Source organism: Bacillus sp. JJ1773 (assembly GCF_036962035.1).
Classification (GTDB): Bacteria; Bacillota; Bacilli; order Bacillales; family Cytobacillaceae; genus Cytobacillus.
Map to the genome: position 1 here is coordinate 13,080 of NZ_JBALNX010000041.1, position 18,880 is coordinate 31,959.

Below are 18,880 nucleotides of genomic sequence, written 5' to 3' on the forward strand. Positions count from 1 at the left end.
TTAATATATTTATAAAATTATATTAAAAAGTAAGTAGGGGGTAATTTTGGCTATGGGAACTTCAATGAAATCAGAAATTCTTGAAAAAGCCTATGAGCTTAAAAATCAGTTAATAACATGGAGACGCGATTTTCACCAGCATCCAGAATTGGGTTTTGAAGAAGTTAGAACATCAAAAATCGTTGCCGAACATTTGGAGTCTTTAGGAATCGAAACAACAAGAAATATCGGAAAAACTGGTGTTGTTGGATTGATAAAAGGGAAAAGCGAAGGTCCTACGATTGCACTAAGAGCAGATATGGATGCTTTGCCGATGGAAGACCGGAAAACAGTCGATTATCGTTCAAAGATTCCAGGAAAGGCTCATGCCTGTGGTCATGATGCTCACACGAGTATGCTTATGGGAGCCGCTAAATTATTGGCTGAAATGGGAGGCCCAGAGAAGGGGAACATTAAACTAATTTTCCAACCGGCTGAAGAGGGCTTAGGCGGAGCTCCAGCAATGATTGAGGATGGGGTATTATCTAGTCCGGCAGTTGATAGAATTGCAGGTTTACATATAGATCCTATGCTGTCATCTGGAACTCTTGCTGTAGTTCGGAATCAGGCGATGGCTGCAGCTGACACGTTTGAAGTGAAAGTAATTGGAGTAGGCGGCCATGCTGCTAGACCACATCAAACTGTTGACTCTATTACTGTAGCAAGTGAAGTAATTTCAGCATTGCAGCATGTTGTAAGCAGACAAATTGACCCATTAGATCCTGCGGTATTAACGATTGGAAAAATTGAGGGGGGCAGTGCTTATAATATCATAGCTCCAGAGGTTACTTTTATTGGAACTGTCAGAACTTTAAACCCCGAAGTAAGGGAAGCGATGCCGAATAAAATGGAAAGTATTATTAAAGGTGTAACAGAAGCCTTTGGTGCAAATTATGAATTTAATTACGACATGGGTTACCCAAGTGTAATCAATGATGACCAAATGGTTGATTTGCTTGATCAAACCGCTAAGGAATTAGTTGGTGATTCAAACTTTAATTATATTAAACCATCGATGGGCGGAGAAGATTTTTCCTATTATACGAAACATATACCAGGCGTATTTTTCCGATTGGGAGCGAGTAAGGATGGAAGCTATCCGCTCCATCATCCGCTATTTGATATTAATGATGAAATATTGCCGCTAGGATCCGCTGCATTAGTTCAGTTGGCTCTAAATTTTCTTAATAATGAAACAAAACAACATAATGGAGGACGATCATGAAAAAGCTTAGAAATGCTAGTTTTATAGTTTTAATGGTTTTAATGGTTATTATTGCGGGCTGCAGTAATGGTGATAATGCCTCAACTGCCAATGGCTCAAAAGGAAGTAAGGGTACTGAAAATAGTGATAAGGATTTAACCATCGCAGTTAGTGCTGATGTGGCGAGTTTTGATGTTCATAACCACCAAGCAACACAAACACAAGCTATCCATGTGAATATGTTTGATTCCTTAATTGAGAAGAATCGTGATGGTGAATTTGTTCCTGATTTAGCTGACTCTTGGAAAAATATTGACGAATTAACTTGGGAGTTCACCTTAAATCCAAAGGCAAAATTCCACAATGGTGACCCAGTGACTTCTAATGATGTGAAATTTTCATTAGAGCGCGCTGCAACTGATACATCATTATTAGAAAATAAATATTTTAAACAAATTAAAGAAGTAAAAGTAATTGATGATCATACGTTTCAAGTTATTACAAATGGGCCAGACCCAGTATTGCTTAATCGTGTATCCAGACAAGGATCTGGGATCTTGCCTGCAAAATATATCGAAGAAAACGGCTGGGAGCATTTCTTGAAAAATCCAGTAGGTGCAGGACCGTATAAATTTGTTGAATGGAAAAAAGATGATCGTATCGTGCTTGAAAAATTTGCTGAGTATCATAAATATGATCCGAAATGGGAAAAAGTTGTTTTCCGTATTATCCCTGAAGATTCTACCCGTGTAGCAGAGCTTCTAACGGGTGGTGTAGATATGGCGGTAAATATCCCTCCAAGTGATTGGGAGCGAGTAAAAAATAATGAAGGCACACAAATGGTATCAGGACCAACACATCGTATCATGCAGCTGGTTCTCCGCTTAACTGATGGAAATGCAACAACTGATCCTCGAGTAAGGGAAGCCATTGATTTAGCCATCGATAAACAATTGATCATTGACACAATTTATGGAGGAGCAGGAACACCGACGAGAACGGGAGTAACTCCATATTCATTTGGCGGGAATGAAGATTTATATGGGAAAAGTTTATTTGATCCTGAAAAAGCGAAGAAATTATTAAAAGAAGCAGGGTATGAAAAAGGGCTTGATCTTACATTAAGTGTTTCAAATGGACGTTATTTAAAGGATAAGGAATCGGCTGAATTAATCCAAGCGATGTTAGCGGAAGTGGGCGTCAACGTAACTCTTGAACCATTAGAATGGAGTAAGTTTTTAGAAAACGTGAGTGGAAAAACGTTTAAAGAAGTGTACATGGTTGGCTTTGCAAATTCTTTAGGTGATGCTTCCAATCCTTTAGGACAAGTTCACCCTGCCATTACTGCAGGTGAAACGGACTATAAGAACCCTGAGGTTGAAAAGCTTTTAGATGAAGCGATGTATAATATGAATGAAGAGGCACGTGCTGAGCAATATAAACAAGTTCAAGAAATCGTGGCAGAAGAACGCCCTCGTGTTTATTTATACACACTAGACCAATTCCTTGGCATGAGTGACAAGCTAACATATGAGACACACATTGATGAATGGTATGTTGTAGATGATGTTGAAGTTGTCAAATAATAAACTTGTCTAGTGAAAAGGTCTCGTTAATGGGACCTTTTCCATTATCAATATGAATAAAGTAACCTCAAACTACATTCAGTGAGTGGCTAATTTAAACAAATTGTTATAGTCAGGGACTTACATCTGAAGAATGCACCACATATATTNNACATATATTAGACCTTTTACTAAAACGCCGTCTACAGGCAATACGATATTTACCATTTACAATGAGGTGAAAGGATGAAGAAATTTCTATTCAAACAAATATTACAGATCATACCTGTTCTGTTTTTAATTACATTAATTGTTTTTATACTCGTTAATGTAACGGGTGATCCTGTTACATTAGCATTACCAATGGATGCTACAGAAGAAGAACGCGAAGAATTAACCCGTGCACTAGGCTTAGACAAACCTCTCCTTGTGCAATATGGAGTTTTTATAAGTAATCTTGTTCAAGGGGATTTTGGAAATTCATTCAAATATCAAGAGGCTGCACTTCCTATCATTCTGGATCGTTTGCCTGCGACATTAGAATTGGCAACTGCCTCTATGGTAGTTGCGATCATTATTTCTGTCCCGTTAGGAATTTTATCTGCAACAAGAAGAAATTCTTTCTTGGATTTATTTATTACAGGTGGCTCTGTGCTTGGAAAAGCAATGCCTAACTTCTGGTTAGGAATCATGCTTATTTTATTATTCTCAGTTACTTTAGGCATGTTCCCAGTGTCAGGAAGAGGAACGATGGCTCATCTTGTTTTGCCAGCAATAACTTTAGGAGCTGGAATAGCAGCACAGATGACCAGATTAATTCGTTCAAGCATGCTTGATATCTTGGGACAAGACTATATTCGAACGGCTAGAGCAAAGGGCTTGGTTGAAGCAATCGTTATTAATAAGCATGGGCTGCGTAATGCCTTAATTCCTGTTATTACGATTATGGCCTTGCAAACTTCAACTTTAATTGGAGGAACACTTATTACTGAGACTGTATTTGCGTGGCCGGGAATGGGTCAGCTTTTAATACAATCAGTGAATGCCCGTGACATGGCAGTAGTTCAAGCAGCAACATTTATCATTGCATTGTTTGTTATTTTCAGTAATTTATTTGCCGATTTAGCTTATCGTTTTCTAGATCCAAGAATTAAATATGATTAAAGTATAGGGGGGATTTCATGTCTTTACCAACTCATATGGAAAAAATAAACGCTTCAAATCTAAGTAAAACTAAAGAAGCAGGAAGATTTTCTAAGTTTTTATCCCAATTGTTAAAAAGTAAAACAGGAACAGTAGGATTAATAATTGTAATTCTAGTTGTAATAGGAGCAATTTTTGCACCTCTCCTTGCACCATTTGATCCTGCGGTCACAAATGTAGCAAACAGGCTGAAACCCCCTTTTTGGATGGATGGCGCTGTCGCTGGCCATCTTTTGGGGACAGATAACCTTGGCAGAGATATTTTGAGCAGAATTCTCTATGGATCAAGGGTTTCATTATTAGTAGGATTTTCAGCCGTTTTATTAGCGGGCTTGATCGGAATGGTAATGGGGTTAATATCTGGTTATTACGGTGGAATTGTAGATACAATCATCATGAGATTAGTAGATTCCTTTTTGGCAATCCCGAATATTCTATTTATGTTAATTGTTTTAGCGATTTTGGGTCCAAGTCTACCAACATTAATTCTTGTATTAGGCGGAATTACTTGGGTCACTTATGCAAGAATGGTACGAAGTGAAACATTAAGCATTAAGGCAAGGGACTTTGTTCGTTCAGCTAAGGCAATCGGAGCAAAGGATAGCCGAATCATAGCGACTTATATTTTGCCAAATATTATTTCATCCTTTATTGTCATTGCTACTCTAAATGTCGCCTCTACAATCATTTTGGAAGCCTCATTAAGCTTTTTAGGATTAGGCATACAGCCTCCTGATGTTTCATGGGGACTAATGTTAAGTGACGGAAGAGAATATTTAGCTACAAGCTGGTGGATCGCAACATTCCCAGGCATAGCCATTACAATTACGGTCCTGGGAATCATTTTCCTAGGTGACTGGCTGCGAGACACACTTGATCCTCGTTTGAAAGCGAAGAAGGGGTAGGGTGGTTTTGTGACAACTAAACTATTAGACATTCAAGAACTACAAGTACAATTCAAAACTGAAGGCGGCATAGTTAATTCAGTAAATAACGTAACATTCTCGGTAGATAAAGGAGAAACCGTGGCTGTCGTTGGTGAATCTGGCTGTGGAAAAAGTGTAACATCATTATCGATTCTAGGGTTGATTTCTTCTCCAGGCAAGATTACAGGCGGTAAAATTGGTTTTGAAGATAAGGATTTAACAACGATAAATAAAAAGCAGCTGCGGAAAATTCGCGGAAATGAAATTGCTATGATCTTCCAAGAGCCGATGACTTCATTGAATCCAGTCTTTACAATTGGAAATCAGATGAGCGAAGTATTTCGAGTCCACCAAAATCTTTCTAAAAGTGAAGCAAAGGAAAAAAGCATTGACATGCTAAACCGAGTTGGGATTCCAAATGCGGAAAAAGTAGTCAATAATTTCCCTCATCAGCTTTCAGGTGGAATGAGGCAAAGGGTAATGATTGCTATGGCACTTTCTTGTAATCCGAAATTATTGATTGCTGATGAGCCAACTACTGCACTAGATGTGACGATTCAGGCACAAATTTTAGATTTAATGAAGGAATTAAAAGAAGAGTCAAATACAGGTATGATTCTGATTACTCATGATCTAGGTGTGGTAGCTGAAATGGCTGATAAAGTAGTTGTTATGTATGCAGGGGAAGTAGTGGAAGAAGCGCCAGTTAAAGAAATCTTTGCAAATCCGAAGCATCCATATACAGAAGGCTTAATTAACTCCATTCCGAATCTTGAAGTCCAGCAGGAATATTTAGATTCGATTACCGGTTCTGTACCTAATCCTCTTCAAATGCCTACAGGATGTGCTTTCCATCCTCGTTGCCCATTAGCAACAGAACAATGTAAATTAAGTAAGCCAAAATTGGAACAAATAAACGAAGTTCATAAAAAACGCTGTTTTAATACGTAAGGAGGTTATGGCATGTCGGTAAATACTGAAGAGAAAATACTTCTTGAAGTCAAAGGGCTGAAAAAACATTTCATCTCAAGCAAAGGATTCTTTTCAAGTGAAAAAACAACAGTCCGTGCTGTTGATGGCCTTAACTTCTTTGTGAAACAAGGTGAAACACTTGGTATTGTAGGAGAGTCTGGTTGTGGAAAATCTACAACAGGACAAATGATTATGAAACTTTTAGAACCTACTGAAGGCGAAATTTGGTTTAATAATCAGAACTTAAATGACCTGAATAAAGAACAAATTAGAAAAATTCGCCGCGATCTTCAGATTATTTTTCAAGATCCATTTTCATCCCTCAATCCAAGGATGACTGTTGGGCAGTTAATAGGTGAACCATTAAAGGTTCATAAGGTTTATTCTTCAAGTCAAGAGATTAAGCAAAAGGTGATAGAATTACTTGAGGTCGTTGGTCTTGGCGAACATCATTATAATAGGTACCCACATGAGTTTAGTGGAGGTCAAAGACAGCGGATTGGAATTGCCCGTGCTTTGGCATTAAATCCTAAATTGATCGTTTGTGATGAGCCAGTTTCTGCACTTGATGTTTCAATCCAATCTCAAATCTTAAATCTTTTAAAGGATTTACAGAAGAAATACAACCTAACATTTATATTTATTGCACATGGTTTACCAGCTGTAAAACATATTAGTGATCGAATCGCTGTTATGTATCTAGGGAAAATTGTTGAAATTGCAAGCCGTGATTCCTTATTTGAAAATACTTCACACCCGTATACCGAGGCTCTGCTGTCTGCTATACCAAGACCAAATCCAGAGTTTCAGAAGAAGCAAATTAGGCTAACAGGAGATCTGCCAAGCCCAGCAAATCCGCCAAGCGGCTGTACTTTTCATACTAGGTGTCCGTATGCAACAGATCTTTGCAAGCAAAAGGAACCTGAACTAATGGAACATCTCGATGGACATTTTGCAGCCTGTCATTTCCCTTTGAAAAAATAGATTGAATAATCATGTATAAACCCGATTCTGTTTTAAAAGAATCGGGTTTTTTGCCTCAATCGTGCCCGCGCTCATTCTCTTGACCTTCAACCAGATATTTTAGCATCGATAGCTTATTATCCCAGAACTGATCGAAGTAGGCGAGCCATTGTTTTAATTCTGTGAACGATTCGGGCTGCAGACTATAGCGCTTTTCTCGACCTACTTTTTGCCCGCTTACAAGTTCTGCTTCTGACAACACGTGAAGATGCTTAGCAATAGCCGTTCGGCTCATGGAGAAATGAGCCGTAATTTCTGAAATGGGCCGATCTTTTTCTGCCAATAACTTAAGCACTTCTCTGCGAGTTGGATCGGCAATCGCCTGGAAAACATCATACTTTTGTAAAGCTGACATTACCCTTCCACAACTTTGCGTAGTTTTTGTTTAACAAGCGCCTCCCAGCCGCCGTTCATTGTATCGCGGATTTCGGCTGCACTTCTTCCGGCTTTAGGTACAATTTCATCTGTTTGTTTCCAGCCGCCATGAACCATTGTAAATTCAGTTTTATCTCCTAAATCCTTTAAATCGAAAGAAACAAACCAGCCATCTGTATCCCAAGAAAAAGATAAATGATTCGGAGCATTAATTTCCAATACTTTACACGGAGATGGCCCGAATGGAGATTGTATATGAAATTCATGGCCTACCTCTAGCTGGAAGTCATTTGGCATGAACCAAGATGCAATGCCTTCTGCTGTTGATACGGCTTCCCATACTTTTTGAATGGGTGCTTCAAATACAATAGTCTTATTAATATCCGCTACTTTAGTTTGCATAGTAATAATCCTTCTTTCTAGTTAATATGAAACCATTTGGTTTCTCTTTTTGAATTATATAAAACCATTTGGTTTCATGTCAAGAACTGTCTTTTGTAAATAATTTACCCTTTTTTTGTAAAAAAATTAAATAAGTGCTTGAAACCTAGAATGAAATTGTGTACGATATTAACACATTACACGAGAGGGTGACCATAGGGCGATGATCTACTAATCCTGTTTTCAAACGTACATTCGTAAAATGCGAAGTCATATTTGAATGGGATTAGTCTATACTTTTATAGAAAAAAGATGATCGTTGCAGTAGTACAGCCGTACTATGTCTTTTTCTATGGTTTTAGATAAACTCCTATCCAAACATGGCGGATGGGAGTCTTTTGCGTCTTTAAGGAATTATTTAAAAGAGGTTTCAATCAAGAAATCGGTGCTTTCGCCTTTTTCCTCCTATCCTACCTCTCACTACTAGAAATGAGGAATGTTATGTCACAATTATTTAAAAACCGTTTTGTTCAGGCTATTTTTCTATCATCCTTATTCCTTCAAATCGGAATTTGGGTTCGAAATTTTGCTGTTCTTCTATTCGTCATGGAAAAAACAAATGGAGATGCTTTTGCCGTTTCGATGATATCTGTTGCGGAGTTTGCTCCAATCTTTATTTTCTCCTTTATTGGCGGGACATTCGCCGATCGCTGGCGGCCAAAGAGAACGATGATTTGGTGTGATATATTAAGTGCGGTTTCCGTATTTGCCGTATTAATCACTCTAGTGATCGGCTCCTGGAAAATCATTTTCTTCGCTACATTAATTTCAGCCATTTTATCGCAATTTTCCCAGCCGTCAGGAATGAAATTATTTAAAATGCACTTGGATGAAAAATTGATCCAATCAGCAATGTCTATTTATCAAACTATTTTTGCTGTTTTCATGGTTTTTGGTCCAGTGCTTGGAACGTTTGTATTCCAGCAATTTGGAATAGATGTGTCCATTGCCATTACTGGCGTTGCGTTCCTCCTTTCCGCAGTCATGCTAGCCTTTATTCCAGCTGACCATTCGATGGAAAGCGAAAAGAAAGAATCGACTTTAATGGAAGAAATGAAAAGCGGAATTCGTTATGTTCTTGCTAAAAAGGAATTGAAACTTCTTGGACTTTGTTTTATGGCTGCAGGGCTTGCGATTGGGTTGATCCACCCTTTATCCATTTTTCTCGTGACAGAACGATTGGAATTAGCAAAAGAAAGCTTACAATGGCTATTAATGGCAAACGGAATCGGGATGATAGTAGGTGGAGCGATCTCAGTTATGTTTTCAAAGTCTGTTCCGCCGCAAAAGCTATTGGTCATTGGTATGCTAGCAAATGCAGTAGGGATGAGTGTGATTGGTTTCTCTACTAATTTACCGCTTACGCTTGGAGCAGAATTTGTGAACGGTTTATTCTTTCCATGCATCCAAATTGGGATTAATACGCTAATCCTTCAAAATACCCAATCTGAATTCATTGGAAGAGTTAATGGAACATTAAGTCCGCTTTTCAGTGGGGCTATGGTAATAACAATGAGTTTGGCAGGTATCCTAAAAGAAATGACATCGATTGTTACGATGTTCGAGTTTGCAGCTGTTCTATTTGTTATTGGACTTCTCGTCATTTTGCCAATTTACAATATGAAAGCTCCGGCACAAGGAATGTTAGCAAAGGAATAAAGGAAGATAGAAAGAACGCTTCAAAATTGAAGCGTTCTTTCAATTTATCAAGTACACTTTGTCTCAAATCAATGCGAAAACTTAGTGACTAAACTTACCAGCAGTTAGTTATAATTAAAAGTTCACATTGTAGAGCAAAATACATTTGAGGGATGTGTATAATTGTGAAAGCAATAGCACTTCCCAAACATGGAGGTGAAATAATTGGCAGACGAAAAGCGAAATCGTAATGACATCGATGCTGGTGAGGCACTTGGAACGGGAGCCGGTGCTGCTGCTGGTGCTGCAGTGGGTTCTGTGTTAGGTCCGCTTGGCACAGTTGCAGGCGCTATTGCTGGCGGTGCACTAGGCAACAAGGCGGGCGAAGGTGCCGATGATGCTATGGATCGGACGGAGAATCGAGAGCAAGAGTAGAAGTTCCGCCTTTGCTTAGTTTTGTCATGTGGTGTCTGGTCCCAGACAAGGTAGAATCTAACCTTAAATTTAATATGGAAATAGAAGTAGTAAATTCATCGAATTGTTCAGGTTGAGGAAAATTATGGACTGTGGTTCCGCTATTTCACAAAATCACCTTTATTTCATAGTCTTATCGGACTAATGTTCCGTTAATAAGGTTCAAAAGTGTTAATTTTGTATGATTTTCATCGATTAACGGCACTGGTGTCCGTTCACTTTTGGAAGTTGGGGGATTTTAAGTAAATAGCGGAATGGGAGTCCGTTAAACTTTTGCTAAGTAATGGTGAAGTATTGAACAAATCAACGCTCCGAGCACATGATCTGGGCGTTTTTGCTATTTTAGCTGCATTTCAAAGCCCCCATTTGCGGAACGAATTACTACTCGGATCAGTTCCTTTCTAAAAAATGCATTTTGAGAATAAAAGGATATTCATCGCCATTTGTAGAATGGGAAGTAGTTATTAATGAAAGAAAGAGGAGAAACTTATGTGCAGAAATATTAAAACCTTATTTAATTTTGATCCCCCTGCTACCGAAGAAGAAATTCACGCAGCAGCTCTTCAGTACGTAAGAAAGATAACAGGCTTTAACAAGCCGTCAAAGGTGAACGATGAAGCGTTTAATCGTGCGGTTAATGAGGTAGCAAGAATTTCTAGGGAATTATTTTGCTCCCTTGAAACAAGTGCCGACCCGCGCAATCGTGAAATCGAAGCGGAACGTGCTCGAGCCAGAAACGCTAAGCGATTTGGAACAACAAGCTAGTTTGGCTGATCATAAAAAGGATATCGGATTATTGACAATTGCCTAGTATTAATGTAAAAATTATTATTTGTCTTGAATAGCAGAAAAGTTCTTTCCAAGGTGATTCAACTCAGGTAAAAAGTGAAGTTAATTATTAGGTTGGCATGTAATAGAGAATGAGAGGGTAACAATCATGAATACAGAACAACGGAAAAAAATATTGATATTGATGATAAATATGTTCATTGCTATTGGAAGTTTTGGGATTATTATCCCAATTTTGCCTGCGTATTTAGAATCCATTAATCAAGGTGGTACAGCCGCGGGTTTAATGATTGCACTATTTGCAGGAGCGCAATTAATCTTTTCTCCGATTGCAGGGAAATGGGCTGATCAATACGGACGCAGAAAGATGATTATTTATGGTTTAATAGGGCTGACGCTTTCCATGTTTGTATTTTATGGCTTTAATTCTATTTGGTGGCTATATGCTTCTCGAATCATTGGAGGCATTGGCGCAGCATTGCTCATACCGGCTATATTTGCTTATATAGCGGATATTACTACGTTGGATCAACGAGCAAAAGGAAATAGTTTATTATCAGCCTCAATGTCACTAGGTATTGTTATTGGCCCGGGCGTAGGCGGTTTTTTGGCGGATTTTGGATTAAAGGTTCCACTTTTGATTTCTGCACTTGTATCACTTGTTGCCGTATTATTTTCCATCTATATCCTAAAGGAAAGTAAAACATCAGAAATAATGGATTTTTCCGAAGATGAAGAATCCATGGCTAGAAAAATGATTCGATCTGTGAAGATGCCTTACTTTATTCCGTTGATTATAACGCTCGTAATGAGTTTTGGATTAATGGCATTCGAATCAGTTCTTGGTTTATTTGTTGATAATCAATTTGGTGCAACTCCACAGCAAATTGCGATGATGGTAACATCTACGGGTATTGTAAGCGTCATTGTGCAGCTTTTCGTAGTTGATCGGATCGTTAGTCTTTATGGAGAAGGTGTTGTCCTAAATGTTTTTTTAGGAGTAGCAGCAATTGGTTTCCTTCTCTCTTTGTTTGCTTCTTCATATGCACTTTTCTTTGGGATTACTCTTTTAATCTTCCTTGCCACTTCTATTCTTCGTCCCGTCCTAAATACTCTTATCTCCAAAATGGCTGGGAATGAACAAGGCTTCGCAATGGGAATGAATAATGCTTACATGAGTATCGGGAATGTTCTCGGACCAACACTGGCCGGGATGTTATATGATGTTAATATAATCTATCCATTCATTATGGGTCTATTTTTCTTAGTTTTGACAATGTTAGTAACAATTGTTTGGCAGAAACGCTTATCTCAAAAAAGTAAACTGGTAAATCATAAGGTGATATAGGAAGTAATTTTCTTAAATTAACAGTTAAACAAACATATCATTGAATGGAGGACTTTTCACTTTGTTCTTTATCGACCTATTTCAGTTTCTTGAAATATTTGATAGGTAATTAGCCAGTTGAACGAAGGTTCCTGAAAAGCCCTCCTGAACTATTTCTTGCAACTCCTCATAAGTTTTAATTTCTTCCTCAGTTGGAGATAGAGGAGTCCCAATCATCGTAAGAATTGTTTTTCCTTCAGACTCAGTAAATGTAAAAGTATTGCTAATTTTTAGAGGCCAGTTGTCGTTAAAAGGAGCACGTACGATATTACCATTCTCATCAGAAAAGAAAGAAGTATAAACGAGTTTCTCTGGAGCATTTATTTCATGATAAATAAATTTTACCCACATTACGTTACCGTCAGGAGATGTCTGACTGTAATGGAAGACACCATCCTGGCGAAGCTCAAACTTAGAAATCTCAAAAGTCCACCCTTTTGGGCCCCACCAGTTCTGCAAATGCTCTGATTCGGTAAACGCTTTAAATACAAGCTCACGAGGAGCGTTGAATGTATGAGTGATTTCGGTTTTTGTAAACATTTTATTCCTCCAATGAATGTGTTTTATTTTGTAGTTCTTTTAGATAAGGTTCCAAGCTTTCAAGATTTTCTTCCCAGATTTCACGATACTGTTCTAACTAAATGTTAAATGCCTAAAGGGTTCTGGATGGAGCTTATAGATTCGATGATTTGCTTCCGCATAAAATTTCAGTCACACCTGTTTTATAATGCCCACTTAATGTTTAGATGCCAATGGCTGGTGAATCTGAAGTCGGTCTGCAATTTCTCCCATGGTAAGTGGGCCGTCTCTAAGGATTCAACATTCCTTAATCGATTTGGCTCGGCAAGAGCACTTAATAATTTAGTATTCATCTTTACACCATGATTTATTAATATAATATTCCTTGACTAAAATTTAAACGAAGAGGATGGGGAATTTATCCATTCATAGTCATCTTCGTTTGCCACTTACGACCAAAGCGGGATTAAACCTAATTCCTCGGCGATGCCTACATGTTGAAAAAAAGTTAAGAAGGGCTTTGAACATTTTAATATAGTAAAAAAGGACAGTTCAATTCTATGGACTGTCCTTTTGTTATCCTTCCAAAGTACTAAGTGTATGAAATTCCACATATCCTTGTTTTTCCTGGGGAAGATATGTTTATCTTTCCACAACGAGGGAGTATTTCCCTTTTTGTTTTCCATGGAGGACCTCTGCATGCTTAGGCAATTATTTAATAAACCATTCAAAAATCAAAGAAAGCTTACTGATCATAAGCAAGGAGATATTCCAAGTACGATTTACTCAAATCTCCAGGCAAATCTTGACAGCATTAAAAGGTTATTAAACTCACCGGATGATCTCATACAAAGAGTTTTCACTTTAGGTAATAGTGAACATAAGTGTGCCATCGTTTGTATTGATGGATTAGTAGATAAAGACATTATAAATAACCAAATTATTAAAAATATTCAGCTTGGCATTCCAAATGCTAAAGAGGACATTCCATCATCTGGAGAAGATATATTAAAAGAACTGAAGAATGGGGTCATTTCTAATGATGGACTTCAGACTGCAGATACATTTGATCAGGTGATGTTGGCTATCTTGTCCGGGGATACAGCATTACTAGTTAACGGCACGAATAAAGTATTGATTGTTGGGAGCAAGGGATGGGAGACTCGATCAATTGAAGAGCCTGCGACTGAATCATTAGTTAGGGGTCCGAGAGAGGGTTTCACCGAGAATATTCGTACCAATACTATGATGATTCGCAGGCATATACGGGATCCAAACCTTCGTTTTGAGTCCTATAAGGTTGGCAGGCGATCAAAGAAAGATCTAATCGTATGCTATGTTGAAGGGATTGTTCATCCGGATATTCTGGCGGAAGTGAATAGAAGGCTAAAGGCAATCGATATCGATGATGCTCCTGAAAGTGGAACGATTGAACAGTGGATTGAGGATAGCTTTTTTTCCCCTTTTCCACAGGTGCTTCACACGGAGAGACCAGATAAGGCAACAAGCTCCCTCTTACAAGGGAAGGTGGCGATCCTATTAGATGGTACTCCTTTTGTTTTAATTGCTCCAACGACCTTAGTTTCACTCTTTCAATCTCCAGAAGATTATTATGAACGTTGGTTTATCGGGTCATTGCTGCGAATGCTAAGATTTATTGCCGCTTTTTTTGCGATTTTTTTACCGGCTATCTATATTTCCTTGGTGTCATTCCATCAAGGGATGATCCCTTCAAAATTAGCTTTTTCAATTGCTGCTTCTAGAGAAGGTGTCCCTTTCCCGGCAATTATCGAGGCATTTATGATGGAAGCAACATTGGAGCTGCTCCGAGAGGCAGGGGTTCGGCTGCCAAAACCAATTGGCCAAACGATTGGAATTGTCGGAGGTTTAGTAATTGGGGATGCAGCCGTACAAGCTGGTATCGTAAGTCCCATTATGATCATGGTTGTTGCTGTTACAGCTATTTCTTCTTTTGCCATTCCATCCTACAGTGCGGGTATTGCGTTTAGGATACTGAGATTCGGCACAATGCTTGCAGCGGGATTCTTCGGACTTTACGGCATAGTTCTTGTTTATATTATGATTAGCATTCATATCGCTAGATTAACGAGTTTTGGAATCCCATATTCTGCTCCGTATTCGCCGACATTTAAGGATGATTGGAAGGATATCGTTTTTCGTGCTCCTATTACACTGTTGACAAAAAGGCCGCAATATTTACAGACAGAGGATGACACTCGAGCAAATAAAGGGGATGAGCAATCATGAAATCCTTTGAATATGGTGACAGAGAAGTTGGCAGAAAAGAAGTTATGATGGCAGTTGCAAATATGGTCATTGGATTTGGCGTCCTTACCCTCCCTCGGACAATTGTAAAAGCCACAAATTCAATAGATGGTTGGATATCTATTGTGTTAGGGGGAGTTACTGCTATTTGTTTTGTAGGGGTATTAGCCACATTGCTCGCTAGATTTCCAAAGAAGAATTTCCATGAGTTTACGTCTCTAATCATTAATAAACCAGTTGCAACAATCCTGACCTTATTATTTTCAATGTTCACGATGCTCTTTGTTAGTTATGAGACGAGAGGAGTTGCTGACATTTCCAAATTATACTTATTTGATCGGACTCCTGTTGAAGTCATTTGTTTTGTCTTTTTATTAGTTGTTATCTATGCTGTTTCAGATTCAAGTGCAGTTCTTCTTCGTGTGAATCTCATGTTCATGCCTGTAGTATTACTTATCGTTCTTATTTTGATCATAATGAATATTGGTTTTTTTGATTATAAACATATAAAGCCATTTTTTATTACAGGCTGGAAGGACATTTTAAAAGGGTCAAAGGAAACAGTTTTTTCATTCTTAGGCTTTGAAATTCTCTTATTTTACAACACTTATATAAATAATCCAAAAAATACAAAAAAGGCAGCTATGATTGGAATGAGCATCCCGCTGTTTTTATATTTACTCGTATTTGTATTCGTCATTGGTGTGTTTGGGGTGGAAGTGGCAGCTAACACGTTATATCCAACAGCAGAATTAGAAAGGTGGTTGAAATACCAGGAGGGTTCTTTGAAAGATTTGAATCTATATTTTTCACCATTTGGGTAATGACCCTGTTTAGCACAGCTGCCATGGCTTTAGATATTACCCTATTAGCGTTAAGTTCTATTTTTAAAAAGGCAGATCGAATGATACTAATTTTTATCATATCGCCATTGATTTTTATCATTGCCATGACTCCGCAAAACTTTCTTGAGATTTCTGCTTTTGGGGAATGGATTGGCTATGCGGGGATCATATTTAGTACAGTCATCCCATTCGTTTTACTTGTCATTGCTACGATTCGCGGGGTGAGAGCGGATGGGTAAAATAGGAAAAAGTCTGTTGGTTACGGTCCTTGTATTATTATTGGCTGGCTGTTGGGATAGGGTTGAAATTGAAGAGAGGGGCTTTGTAATTGGTGCTGCTATTGATACTGCTAATGATCAAGAGAGTGATATAAAAATTGAAGGTAAGCGAAAAGAAAATTATCGGTTGACCTATCAATTTGTAGTACCCGGGAATATTCAAGGAAATTCAAGTGGAGGCAATCAAACAAACAATGGAGCGTCTGGCGATAAACCATACCTTAATCTTACTTCAGAAGGAAAAACCATTTTTCAAATAACAAGACAAATGGCTTCTGAAACAAGCCGCATTCCATATATGCAGCATCTAAAGGTTATCCTGCTTTCCGAAGAGCTTGCCCAAAAGGGATATCTTTATGATGCCTTAGATATTTTTGTTCGTGATCATGAAATGCGTAGGGCGGCAAAGGTAGTTATTACGGAAGGTGAGGCTAAAAAGGCGTTGGAAGTAAATGCACAAAACGAAAAACTTCCTGTTATGTTTATTAATTCTATCAGTGAAAATGTTAAAAAATCAGCTAGGTTTTTACCATTTACAAATATAGGCGAAATTCATAGCGATTTATTAAAAGGAAAGAGCTTTGTCGTTCCAAGAATTTTTGTAAATGAAAAGGATGCAAGGATTTCTGGAGCAGCTGTTTTTAACTCAGAGGATCTAAAAATGATAGGAACCTTAAATGAAAGAGAAACATTGGGTTTAAACTTTATCATAGGCGGGGTTAAAAGTGCATCAATAGATCTTGTGATGGATGACCAGTTTGTAACTGTTGAAATTAAAAGTGGTAAAAGTAACATGAAAGCGAGTGTTTCAGACTTAGACCAAATTCATTTTAAAATCGAATTAGTTGCAGAAGGGAATGTTGGTGAATCATTCGGAAATCAAAAATTAGCGAATCTATCAACAGTTGCCAGATTTGAAGAAGAAACATCCAAGGAAATCGAACAGATTATTCTTCAAACGATTGAAAAAGTCCAAAAAGAGTATAAGGCTGATGTCCTTGGTTTAGGAAGTCATTTAAAAGAGGAGCATCACCAAACTTGGACAAAGCTCGAAAAAGATTGGGACAGAGGGATGAACTACTTTGAAAAAAGTAAAATTGACGTTCAGGTCAAATTCAAGATAAGACAAATCGGTGCTTCCATTGAAACAGTAAAATAGAAAGGGGAGAATACAAGAATGTGGAACGTAATCATCGATAGAATTCCATCCATTCCTACAATCCTCCTTGCCGCCATGACATCGGTTATTCCTTGGGGGATATCCAAACTCAACCGAACTTTACACGATCGCGCCGATCCACCTTGGAAAGGAAAAGGGTAACCGTTAAAAAGGCAGTTTGTGTATATAGAAATGAAATAAAAGGAAACAACAGGTTCGATGGATAGGTATTGTGATTTCATTATCTTAGGAATTAGTTTATTGGACGGGTTTTTGGGGAAAGTGCCGAAGCTGTCCAACAAGTTGGGTTTATTGGACAGGTTTTTGAAGGAAGTGCGGAAGCTGTCCAAAAAAAAAAACCGCCCAAATATGGTCGGTCCTTACTATTATTGATGAACATTATATTTCACATTCTCCATCACCTGCACAGGTCTTTTTTCTTTTTTAACCGACAGCAGCGCAATCGTACTCAAAATACAAATAGTTCCGAGCCATTCGGCATAGCCGAATGTAACATGAAGCCAAACGATGGCTAAGAATGCGGCTGTTAATGGCTCTGCACAGGCAAGTAAACTCGTATCTGAAGCACTTATATACTTTAAACTTTCTAAATAGCAATAAAACGCAATAATTGTTCCAAAAACTACAATAAATACAACCCCAAAAATAGACGGCAAAGACCACTCTCCCACGAAAACCCATGGGGGATGAATGAAGCTAAAGAAAATGCCGCCAATTAACATTCCCCATCCTACCACGATGGCAGATCCCCAATTAGCAAGAAGCTTAAGAGGCTGAAGCGTATAATAGGCTAAAGCAACAGCAGAGGTCAGACCCCAAAAAAGGGCTAGACCAGATATAGAAAGTGTATGGAGACTCCCTCTCGTTACAAGCAAAAATGTGCCGGTAATGGCAAGTATTAACGCAAAGCCTTCCATTAGAGTAGGCATTCGTTTCGAAAGAAAGGCCGAATAGCACATAATCAATACTGGAGCTAAATATTGAAGAACCGTAGCGGTCGCTGCATTTCCGTGGTGGATGGCCGCGAAAAATGTGTACTGAACAGCCAGCATTCCAAGTATTCCAAAGAGGATAATACTGAAAGCATCATGCTTAACCCTCCATATAGCCCAGATTCTATGTTTCTCTTTTTTATAAGCAATGCCTAGTAAAAGAGTTCCAGATATTAATAGCCTTGTTACTACGAGCCACTCGGGACTAAAACCTTGATGCTGAAAAAGAAACTGGGCAACGGTACCGGAAACTCCCCACAGGAGAGCCCCGATAAGGACTAGGATGATCCCCTTTTTTCGTGAATTTATTAATAAAGCATTACTGGAACTCATAAATTTTCCTCGCAATCATGTATCATTCATTCTACTAGATTATCAGTTAATTTAGATTGAATTTTTAGATGTATCTTACAGTGTGCCTTCAATTTAGTCAATAAGGAATAGCGGGACACGTTTTTTGAAAAATACTCAGCAATTTTTAACGAAGTTTGATTTAAGTAAAAAATAGGAAATTTTACCTTAGGTAGGCGCGTAAACTTTGTAATACAAAAGTGAAATATGCAACTGCTTTTTATGGCAGATTAATGTAAGGTTAGGAAAACAGGTTTTTTATCTAATATTTGCTATTGGTAGTCATTAGATCATCATATTGAGCCCGTCTCGAGAAAAAATAGCTCATCACGGTCATCAATCGCCCCGTTAGATGCCCGTCTGCATGGGAATTAGCCGTCAACGGTCATCAAT

16 protein-coding genes and 2 pseudogenes are annotated in these 18,880 nt (G+C 38.3%); 13 read left to right on the forward strand and 5 right to left on the reverse strand.

The features are described from left to right. Positions 1-64 precede the first annotated feature (64 nt). From V7127_RS11020 to V7127_RS11045, 6 genes are all read left to right on the forward strand, one after another. On the forward strand, positions 65-1,264 hold the full coding sequence (locus V7127_RS11020) for a M20 metallopeptidase family protein (RefSeq protein WP_335485904.1): 1,200 nt from the start codon (positions 65-67) through the stop codon (positions 1,262-1,264). Then, positions 1,261-2,829 (forward strand): ABC transporter substrate-binding protein, encoded by a 1,569-nt coding sequence (locus V7127_RS11025; RefSeq protein WP_335485907.1) that lies wholly within the window; start codon positions 1,261-1,263, stop codon positions 2,827-2,829. Before V7127_RS11020 ends, V7127_RS11025 begins: the two co-directional genes overlap by 4 nt. Positions 2,830-3,054: 225 nt before the next feature. Continuing rightward, positions 3,055-3,972 carry an ABC transporter permease gene (locus V7127_RS11030; RefSeq protein WP_335485910.1) on the forward strand — a complete coding sequence of 306 codons (918 nt, stop codon included), beginning with the start codon at positions 3,055-3,057 and terminating at the stop codon, positions 3,970-3,972. A 17-nt stretch (positions 3,973-3,989) separates the two neighbouring features. Beyond that, positions 3,990-4,916, forward strand: coding sequence for an ABC transporter permease (locus V7127_RS11035; RefSeq protein ID WP_335485913.1), 927 nt, complete (start codon positions 3,990-3,992; stop codon positions 4,914-4,916). A gap of 9 nt (positions 4,917-4,925) precedes the next feature. Next, positions 4,926-5,888: an ABC transporter ATP-binding protein gene (locus V7127_RS11040; RefSeq protein ID WP_335485916.1), complete on the forward strand. Its 963-nt coding sequence runs from the start codon at positions 4,926-4,928 to the stop codon at positions 5,886-5,888. Between the two features lie 12 nt (positions 5,889-5,900). Further along, positions 5,901-6,893 carry an ABC transporter ATP-binding protein gene (locus tag V7127_RS11045; protein WP_335485920.1) on the forward strand — a complete coding sequence of 331 codons (993 nt, stop codon included), beginning with the start codon at positions 5,901-5,903 and terminating at the stop codon, positions 6,891-6,893. Between the two features lie 55 nt (positions 6,894-6,948). Here V7127_RS11045 and V7127_RS11050 read toward each other — a convergent pair whose 3' ends face one another. Continuing rightward, entirely contained in the window at positions 6,949-7,287 is a 339-nt protein-coding gene (locus tag V7127_RS11050) for an ArsR/SmtB family transcription factor (protein WP_335485923.1), read from the reverse strand. After that, on the reverse strand, positions 7,287-7,709 hold the full coding sequence (locus V7127_RS11055) for an SRPBCC family protein (RefSeq protein ID WP_335485926.1): 423 nt from the start codon (positions 7,707-7,709) through the stop codon (positions 7,287-7,289). The genes V7127_RS11050 and V7127_RS11055 overlap by 1 nt, the downstream gene beginning before the upstream one ends. A 468-nt stretch (positions 7,710-8,177) precedes the next feature. Between V7127_RS11055 and V7127_RS11060 the strand changes: the two genes are divergently transcribed. The 4 genes from V7127_RS11060 (at position 8,178) to V7127_RS11075 (ending at position 11,997) form a co-directional block, all read left to right on the forward strand. After that, a complete protein-coding gene (locus V7127_RS11060) occupies positions 8,178-9,407 on the forward strand; it encodes an MFS transporter (protein ID WP_335353488.1) in 1,230 nt (409 codons plus the stop codon). A 204-nt stretch (positions 9,408-9,611) separates the two neighbouring features. Then, a complete protein-coding gene (locus V7127_RS11065) occupies positions 9,612-9,821 on the forward strand; it encodes a hypothetical protein (RefSeq protein ID WP_335485929.1) in 210 nt (69 codons plus the stop codon). Between the two features lie 528 nt (positions 9,822-10,349). Then, a complete protein-coding gene (locus V7127_RS11070; protein WP_335485932.1) occupies positions 10,350-10,625 on the forward strand; it encodes a DUF2277 domain-containing protein in 276 nt (91 codons plus the stop codon). A 172-nt stretch (positions 10,626-10,797) separates the two neighbouring features. Further along, positions 10,798-11,997 carry an MFS transporter gene (locus tag V7127_RS11075; protein ID WP_335485935.1) on the forward strand — a complete coding sequence of 400 codons (1,200 nt, stop codon included), beginning with the start codon at positions 10,798-10,800 and terminating at the stop codon, positions 11,995-11,997. Positions 11,998-12,078: 81 nt separating this feature from the next. Here V7127_RS11075 and V7127_RS11080 read toward each other — a convergent pair whose 3' ends face one another. Next, positions 12,079-12,576, reverse strand: coding sequence for an SRPBCC family protein (locus tag V7127_RS11080; RefSeq protein ID WP_335485938.1), 498 nt, complete (start codon positions 12,574-12,576; stop codon positions 12,079-12,081). 1 nt (position 12,577) lies between these two features. Beyond that, positions 12,578-12,908, reverse strand: a pseudogene (locus tag V7127_RS25880) (ArsR/SmtB family transcription factor). A gap of 346 nt (positions 12,909-13,254) precedes the next feature. Here V7127_RS25880 and V7127_RS11085 point away from each other — a divergent pair. From V7127_RS11085 to V7127_RS11095, 3 genes and pseudogenes are all read left to right on the forward strand, one after another. Then, positions 13,255-14,823 (forward strand): spore germination protein, encoded by a 1,569-nt coding sequence (locus V7127_RS11085; protein WP_335485941.1) that lies wholly within the window; start codon positions 13,255-13,257, stop codon positions 14,821-14,823. A gap of 62 nt (positions 14,824-14,885) precedes the next feature. Continuing rightward, positions 14,886-15,925: pseudogene (locus V7127_RS11090) on the forward strand (GerAB/ArcD/ProY family transporter). Next, on the forward strand, positions 15,918-17,123 hold the full coding sequence (locus tag V7127_RS11095) for a Ger(x)C family spore germination protein (RefSeq protein ID WP_335485945.1): 1,206 nt from the start codon (positions 15,918-15,920) through the stop codon (positions 17,121-17,123). The pseudogene V7127_RS11090 and the gene V7127_RS11095 overlap by 8 nt, the downstream one beginning before the upstream one ends. Positions 17,124-17,509: 386 nt before the next feature. Here V7127_RS11095 and V7127_RS11100 read toward each other — a convergent pair whose 3' ends face one another. Continuing rightward, the gene (locus V7127_RS11100) at positions 17,510-18,469 is read right to left on the reverse strand and encodes a DMT family transporter (RefSeq protein WP_335485948.1); all 960 of its coding nucleotides are present in this window, start codon (positions 18,467-18,469) and stop codon (positions 17,510-17,512) included. Positions 18,470-18,880 lie beyond the last annotated feature (411 nt).

What these genes read in the sequence shown, in the direction of transcription:
- V7127_RS11020 (WP_335485904.1), top strand. Translation starts at nt 65, where the DNA reads ATGAAATCAGAAATTCTTGAAAAAGCCTATGAGCTTAAAAATCAGTTA.
- V7127_RS11025 (WP_335485907.1), top strand. Translation starts at nt 1,261, where the DNA reads ATGAAAAAGCTTAGAAATGCTAGTTTTATAGTTTTAATGGTTTTAATG.
- V7127_RS11030 (WP_335485910.1), top strand. Translation starts at nt 3,055, where the DNA reads ATGAAGAAATTTCTATTCAAACAAATATTACAGATCATACCTGTTCTG.
- V7127_RS11035 (WP_335485913.1), top strand. Translation starts at nt 3,990, where the DNA reads ATGTCTTTACCAACTCATATGGAAAAAATAAACGCTTCAAATCTAAGT.
- V7127_RS11045 (WP_335485920.1), top strand. Translation starts at nt 5,901, where the DNA reads ATGTCGGTAAATACTGAAGAGAAAATACTTCTTGAAGTCAAAGGGCTG.
- V7127_RS11050 (WP_335485923.1), bottom strand. Translation starts at nt 7,287, where the DNA reads ATGTCAGCTTTACAAAAGTATGATGTTTTCCAGGCGATTGCCGATCCA.
- V7127_RS11055 (WP_335485926.1), bottom strand. Translation starts at nt 7,709, where the DNA reads ATGCAAACTAAAGTAGCGGATATTAATAAGACTATTGTATTTGAAGCA.
- V7127_RS11060 (WP_335353488.1), top strand. Translation starts at nt 8,178, where the DNA reads ATGAGGAATGTTATGTCACAATTATTTAAAAACCGTTTTGTTCAGGCT.
- V7127_RS11070 (WP_335485932.1), top strand. Translation starts at nt 10,350, where the DNA reads ATGTGCAGAAATATTAAAACCTTATTTAATTTTGATCCCCCTGCTACC.
- V7127_RS11075 (WP_335485935.1), top strand. Translation starts at nt 10,798, where the DNA reads ATGAATACAGAACAACGGAAAAAAATATTGATATTGATGATAAATATG.
- V7127_RS11080 (WP_335485938.1), bottom strand. Translation starts at nt 12,576, where the DNA reads ATGTTTACAAAAACCGAAATCACTCATACATTCAACGCTCCTCGTGAG.
- V7127_RS11085 (WP_335485941.1), top strand. Translation starts at nt 13,255, where the DNA reads ATGCTTAGGCAATTATTTAATAAACCATTCAAAAATCAAAGAAAGCTT.
- V7127_RS11095 (WP_335485945.1), top strand. Translation starts at nt 15,918, where the DNA reads ATGGGTAAAATAGGAAAAAGTCTGTTGGTTACGGTCCTTGTATTATTA.
- V7127_RS11100 (WP_335485948.1), bottom strand. Translation starts at nt 18,469, where the DNA reads ATGAGTTCCAGTAATGCTTTATTAATAAATTCACGAAAAAAGGGGATC.